Origin of the sequence: Methylibium sp., assembly GCF_013817345.1 — a bacterium.
Classification (GTDB): Bacteria; Pseudomonadota; Gammaproteobacteria; order Burkholderiales; family Burkholderiaceae_C; genus Methylibium.
In genome coordinates this window covers 1-5,263 of the sequence record NZ_JACDCW010000162.1, presented here as the reverse complement: position 1 = coordinate 5,263, position 5,263 = coordinate 1, and the positions used below count along the sequence as shown (strand labels likewise).

Sequence of the window (5,263 nt, the reverse complement as noted above, 5' to 3'; positions counted from 1 at the left end):
CATCGAAGCCGGCGACTTCAGGAGCCCCGACGTCAAGAAGCTCCACGTCGGCGGCTACTACCGGGCCAAGCTGGATCACAGCAACCGCTTGTTGCTGCAGTTCGCGCGTTATGGCGCCGAGACCGTGTTCCTGGCGCTCGAGGTCATCGAGAACCACGCCTACGACAAGTCGCGCTTCCTGCGCGGCGCGCCGGTCGACGAAGCCAAGATCGAACACGAACCCGGTGCCGATCCGGCGATCTTGCCCGCCGCCGAGGCCACGGCGCTGCGCTGGCTGCACGCCACGCGCGCCGAGTTCGAGTTGCTGGACAAGCCCATCGTCTTCGACGATGCCCAGGAGGCCGTCCGCCGGCTGGCAGCACCGGTGATCCTGGTCGGCTCGGCCGGCTCGGGCAAGACCGCCGTCACGCTGGCCAAGCTGCGGGAGGCGCAGGGCCGGGTGCTGTATGTGACCCAGTCGGCCTTCCTCGCGCAGTCGGCGCGTGCGCTCTATGACGCCCACGACTACGACAACCCGGACCAGGAGGCCGAATTTCTCAGCCTGCGCGAATTTTTGGAGACGTTGCGGGTACCCGCAGGCCGCGAGGTCGGCTTCAACTCATTCCAGGGCTGGTTCGACCGCCACCGCGCGGCGGCCAAGGCGCTGGGTGATGTCGATGCTCATGCGCTCTTCGAAGAGTTCCGTGGCGTCATCAGCGCGCAGCCTGCCGGGCCGCTCAGCTTGCCCGACTATCTTGCGCTCGGTGCGCGCCAGAGTCTGCTGGCGCCCGCCGCGCGCGAAGCGGCCCACGCCTTGTTCGGCCGCTATCGGCAATGGCTTGTCGACAGTGCGCAGTTCGATCTGAACCTGGTCGCCCACGAGTGGCTGGCGCTGGCCCAGCCGCTGTACGACTTCATCGTCATCGACGAGGTTCAGGACCTCACCGGCGTCCAACTCGCGCTGCTGCTGGCCAGCCTCAAGAACCCGGGCCAGTTCCTGCTGTGCGGCGACTCCAACCAGATCGTGCACCCCAACTTCTTCTCGTGGGCGGCCGTGAAGACACTGTTCTGGCACGGCCTGGCCGGCGACGCGGCGCAGCGACAACCGCTGCACGTGTTGCAAGCCAACTTCCGCAACACGCAGGCCGTCACGGGTCTTGCCAACACGCTGCTGAAGATCAAGCAGGCCCGCTTCGGCTCGATCGACCGCGAGAGCAACTTCCTGGTCCAGAGCACTTCGGGCGAAGCCGGCGAGGTGACGCTGGTCCAGGCCGGCGACGCGGCACTGAAGCAGATCGACGCCAGCACGCGGGCATCGGCGCGGCACGCGGTAATCGTGCTGCGCGACGAGGACAAGGCCGCGGCGCGCGCGCAGCTGCGCACGCCGCTGATCTTCTCGGTGCACGAGGCCAAGGGATTGGAGTATCCGCATGTCGTCTTGCTGGGTCTGGTGTCGGGCCAACGTGCGGCCTATGCCGAGGTCTGCGAAGGCGTGACGCCGCAGGACCTGCAGCGTGACGAACTCGACTACCGCCGCGCCAAGGACAAGGGCAACAAGTCGCTGGAGCTCTACAAGTTCTACGTCAACGCGCTGTACGTGGCGATGACGCGGGCCGTGCAGAGCCTGACGCTCATCGAAAGTGATACCGGCCATCCGCTGCTCGGCTTGCTGGGCCTCAATGTCGGCGTGGTCCGCACCGGCGCGACCCAGGCGTCGTCCAAGGAAGAGTGGGCGCAGGAGGCGCGCAAGCTCGAACTGCAAGGCAAGCAAGAGCAGGCCCGCGCCATCCGCGAATCCTTCCTGCAAGGCAAGCCGGTGCCCTGGGCGCCGTGGAGCCGAGAACTGATCGAAGATCTCGCGCCGAAGGCGCTGGACCGCGGCAACCCGAGTGCCAGGCTCAAGCAGACGCTGCTGGACTATGCCTTGTGGCACGGACAGCAGTCGTGGGTCGAGCAACTCGCCAAGGCGCAGTTCCAACCCGCACGCGGCCTGGCGCCGGACGGCGACTTTGGCTGGATCGGCGACGCTGCGATGTTGGGCGTGCGGCTGACCGACCACGAGAAGCAGCAACAGCTCGCGTTGCGAGCAGTGGCTGCGGTTCGGCAGCGCCACCTGCAGCCTTACACGGCGAAGAATTTCAAGGACATCCTGCGTCTGTGCGACGTGCACACCGTCGATCATCAGACCCCTGCCGGCGCCACCCAGTTAATGCTCGCGGCAAGGGCCGGCAACGCGGCCTTGGTCGAAGCCCTGCTCGAGCGGGGCGCCGAGCCGAAGGCAGAGGACGAATTCGGGCAGACCGCCTGGCAGCACGCCGTGAACCGTGCCATCGAGGAGCCGGCCTTCGCCAAGAGTTCATTGGCGGCGATCTTCGACCGCCTGGCGCCGGCGGTGATCGACGTGCAGGTCGATGGCCGGCTGATCCGCATCGAGCGACACCAGGGCGAGTACTGGGTGCTGACGCTGATGCTGGCCGGGCTCAAGACCCAGTGGTCGTACTGCGCCGTGCGCTCGCAGCCGCCGTGGAAATTCGGCGAAGGCTATTTCGCCGAACAACTGCACCAGGTGCTCGAAGGCCTGCCGCCGCATCTGTGGAAAGAAAAGCGGCGCAAGCGCAGCTATGTCAATCAGGTGCTGGCCCGCGCCGAGGTCGAGAGTGCATACAAGCCGGCGCGCAAGCTGTGGGCACGCACACGCAACGGGCACTACCTGCTCAACCCCGGGATGCTCTTGCGAAACGGCGAGGGCTGGGTGCCGGTCTACGAGGCGCTCAGGTTGGACTGGATTGACCGCGGAACAGGAACCGACGAGCCGTACAACGTAAGGCCGGTGGCCAGAGTACAGAGGTTGAATGCGAGGCTCTTAGGCCAAGAGGTTGAGCTCTTCTGACCGCGCCGGCGCCACTGGACTCGGAAGGGGCACGGTGCTCAGGAGGACTTGTTGGCGGCGGCCATGTCGGGTTTGAAGTGACCGAATCTACGCTTTGAAATCCGGCATCCGGCATCCGGCCATCTTTGGCGCTCCCCATACTTATCAGATCTGGCTGTCCATGACCGACAGCCTCCGTGCAAGCTCATATCGACGGTGGCGCCGGCGCCCGCGCGCATGAACTTACCCGTGGAGGCGCTGGCAGACCTGCATATGTTGCTGTCCCAGCAAGGACTTCGACGAAGCTTCTCGGGTGTTTCCCACACCTGCGAGGCGCGCCATGACCCATGTACCCAGACCGCATCAACTGCCGACGACATCGGCACCGCGAACGCCACAAGCCCAGCGTCAACTGTGCATCGCGTTCGAGTCCCCGGTGCTCCAAGACCTGGACCCGAGCGAACGGAACAAGGTGGTCATGCAGCTGGCGCTCCTCCTGTTGCAAGCAGCCGGCGTTCCGGCCGCAGGAGGTGACGATGACGAACGTTGATCTGTTGCCGGCCACCGTGCTTCGGCGCAAGGCCGTCGCCTATGTGCGCCAGTCGACTCAGACGCAAGTCCAGACCAACCTGGAGAGCCAACGTCGCCAGTACGACCTCGTGGAGGAAGCCCGCCGCCGGGGATTCGCCCAAGTCGAGGTGATCGACGACGACCTCGGCCGTTCCGCCAGCGGCTTGCCGCCGACGAAGTCCACTTCCCGCGGCCATCGGACGGCAAGAAGATGGTGAGCTTCGACTGGACGGCGATCCGGTACCGCAACGTGCTCTCGGTGCTCAAGAATCCCTTCTACGCGGGGGTCTATGCATACGGCACGAGTGAGAAGCGCACGACCCTCGTGGAGGGTCGGCTTCGCAAGACGTACAAGCACGGCAAGCCGGTCGATCAGTGGGATGTGATGCTCAAGGAACACCACGAGGCCTACATCGACTGGGCCGAGTTCGAGCGCAATCAGAAGCAGCTTGCCGTCAATGCCTACGGGTTGTTGCGCGCCGTCGAGCCCATGGCAATCGAAGCCGCGCTGCAGGCTGAACGGAGGCACATGGAAGTCCAGGCTGACCAACGGCGCATCGTCGAGCTCAAGCTACAGCAGGCGCGCTACGAGGCCACGCTCGCTGAGCGCCGCTATGCGGCATGCGATCCGGACAACCGGTTGATCGCGGCACAGCTCGAGAAGAGCCGGGAGGGCGCGCTGCAACGCGTGCTGGCCTGCGAGCAACGCTTGAACTCGGTCGAGCAGGCGCAGTCCTCATCCAGGCCCGATTTGGCCGGTCTCGCCGAAGATCTCGCAGCGGCATGGGATGCGCCGGGCATGACGATGCGAGCGCGCCAGCAGCTGCTGCGCACCCTCGTCAAGGATATCGTCGCCGATGTCGACGATGCGACCCGCGAAGTCGTACTGACGATTCACTGGCGCGGCGGTCAGCATTCGCAAGTGAGGGTGACCAAGCCACGCTCTGGCGAGCACGGCTGCCGTACGCCGAACGAGGCTCTGGCCGTCATGCGCAGCATGGCGGGCGAGTGGTCTGACGAGCACGTCGCCGCGACCCTCAACCGCATGGGCCCTCCCACCGGTCGGGGCAAGACATAGACCGCGCATCGCGTGGGCTCTGTGCGCATGGTCAACGACATACGGGCGTACCGATCGGCGCACAAGGATGGCGACTGGCTGACCATGTCGGAGGCCGCCGCCAAGCTCGGTGTCAACAACCACCGCATTCGGCGCCTCATCACGGACGGACTATTGCCTGCCGAGCAGGTTGTGCCGCGTGCCCCGTAGCAGATTCGGGCAAGCGATCTGCTAGCTCAGAAGATCATCGACGCTGCTGCGCGAACAGATCCCGTGTCGCATCGTTTTTAGCGGGGCTTCTTCTTCCTTGTCTTCGGCTTCGGCGCTACCGACGTGCCGCTCCAAAAGTCGACGATTTGTTTGGCAGCTTCCGCCTGTATTGCCGCGACCTCACGCTTGCCGGCGGCTGTTGCCTGACCGCGGGCAGTGTTCGTGACCTTGTTCGCAGCGCTGAGCCAGGCGCTCATGAAGGGATTCTTGGTCGTCCAGGGGTTGCGCATGGCACCGTTCCATTGATGAGTACGGAATGATGACGGCCTCAGTCGGCGATGTCAGTCGTTCAAGAGCCTTGTCAGGTGTCGTCTGTCTCCTACGTCCTTTTCGGACCAGGGGACGCGCATGGCCTTCAAATGGCCGAGCGATACGACAAGTCCCGTCGCTGCAAGTCGATGAGGTCACGACGCCGACAGGCGAGGTGGCTAGCAGCCACCGTAGTTCTTGCGTCCGCTTGCCGTGATGGTGTACGTCCCGCCGCGTGGGCCGGTGTAGCAGGTTGGTCGGGCTTGGAC

General features: G+C 65.1%; 4 protein-coding genes. 3 read left to right on the top strand and 1 reads right to left on the bottom strand.

Annotated features, from left to right (window positions below):
- The 3 genes from H0W40_RS19000 to H0W40_RS18990 all read left to right on the top strand — a co-directional run.
- Window positions 1–2,869 (top strand): 3'-5' exonuclease (locus H0W40_RS19000; RefSeq protein ID WP_292449364.1); only part of this gene is annotated, 2,869 nt, incomplete at its 5' end.
- Window positions 2,870–3,384: 515 nt separating this feature from the next.
- Window positions 3,385–3,636 carry a recombinase family protein gene (locus H0W40_RS18995; RefSeq protein WP_292449362.1) on the top strand — a complete coding sequence of 84 codons (252 nt, stop codon included), beginning with the start codon at window positions 3,385–3,387 and terminating at the stop codon, window positions 3,634–3,636.
- A complete protein-coding gene (locus H0W40_RS18990; protein ID WP_292449360.1) occupies window positions 3,630–4,496 on the top strand; it encodes a recombinase family protein in 867 nt (288 codons plus the stop codon). Before H0W40_RS18995 ends, H0W40_RS18990 begins: the two co-directional genes overlap by 7 nt.
- A gap of 266 nt (window positions 4,497–4,762) precedes the next feature.
- Here the strand turns inward: H0W40_RS18990 and H0W40_RS18985 are convergent, their stop codons facing one another.
- Window positions 4,763–4,975 carry a hypothetical protein gene (locus H0W40_RS18985; protein ID WP_292449358.1) on the bottom strand — a complete coding sequence of 71 codons (213 nt, stop codon included), beginning with the start codon at window positions 4,973–4,975 and terminating at the stop codon, window positions 4,763–4,765.
- Window positions 4,976–5,263 lie beyond the last annotated feature (288 nt).

Coding starts and splice junctions, on each gene's coding strand:
- H0W40_RS18985 (WP_292449358.1), bottom strand. CDS start 4,975: ATGCGCAACCCCTGGACGACCAAGAATCCCTTCATGAGCGCCTGGCTC.
- H0W40_RS18990 (WP_292449360.1), top strand. CDS start 3,630: ATGGTGAGCTTCGACTGGACGGCGATCCGGTACCGCAACGTGCTCTCG.
- H0W40_RS18995 (WP_292449362.1), top strand. CDS start 3,385: ATGACGAACGTTGATCTGTTGCCGGCCACCGTGCTTCGGCGCAAGGCC.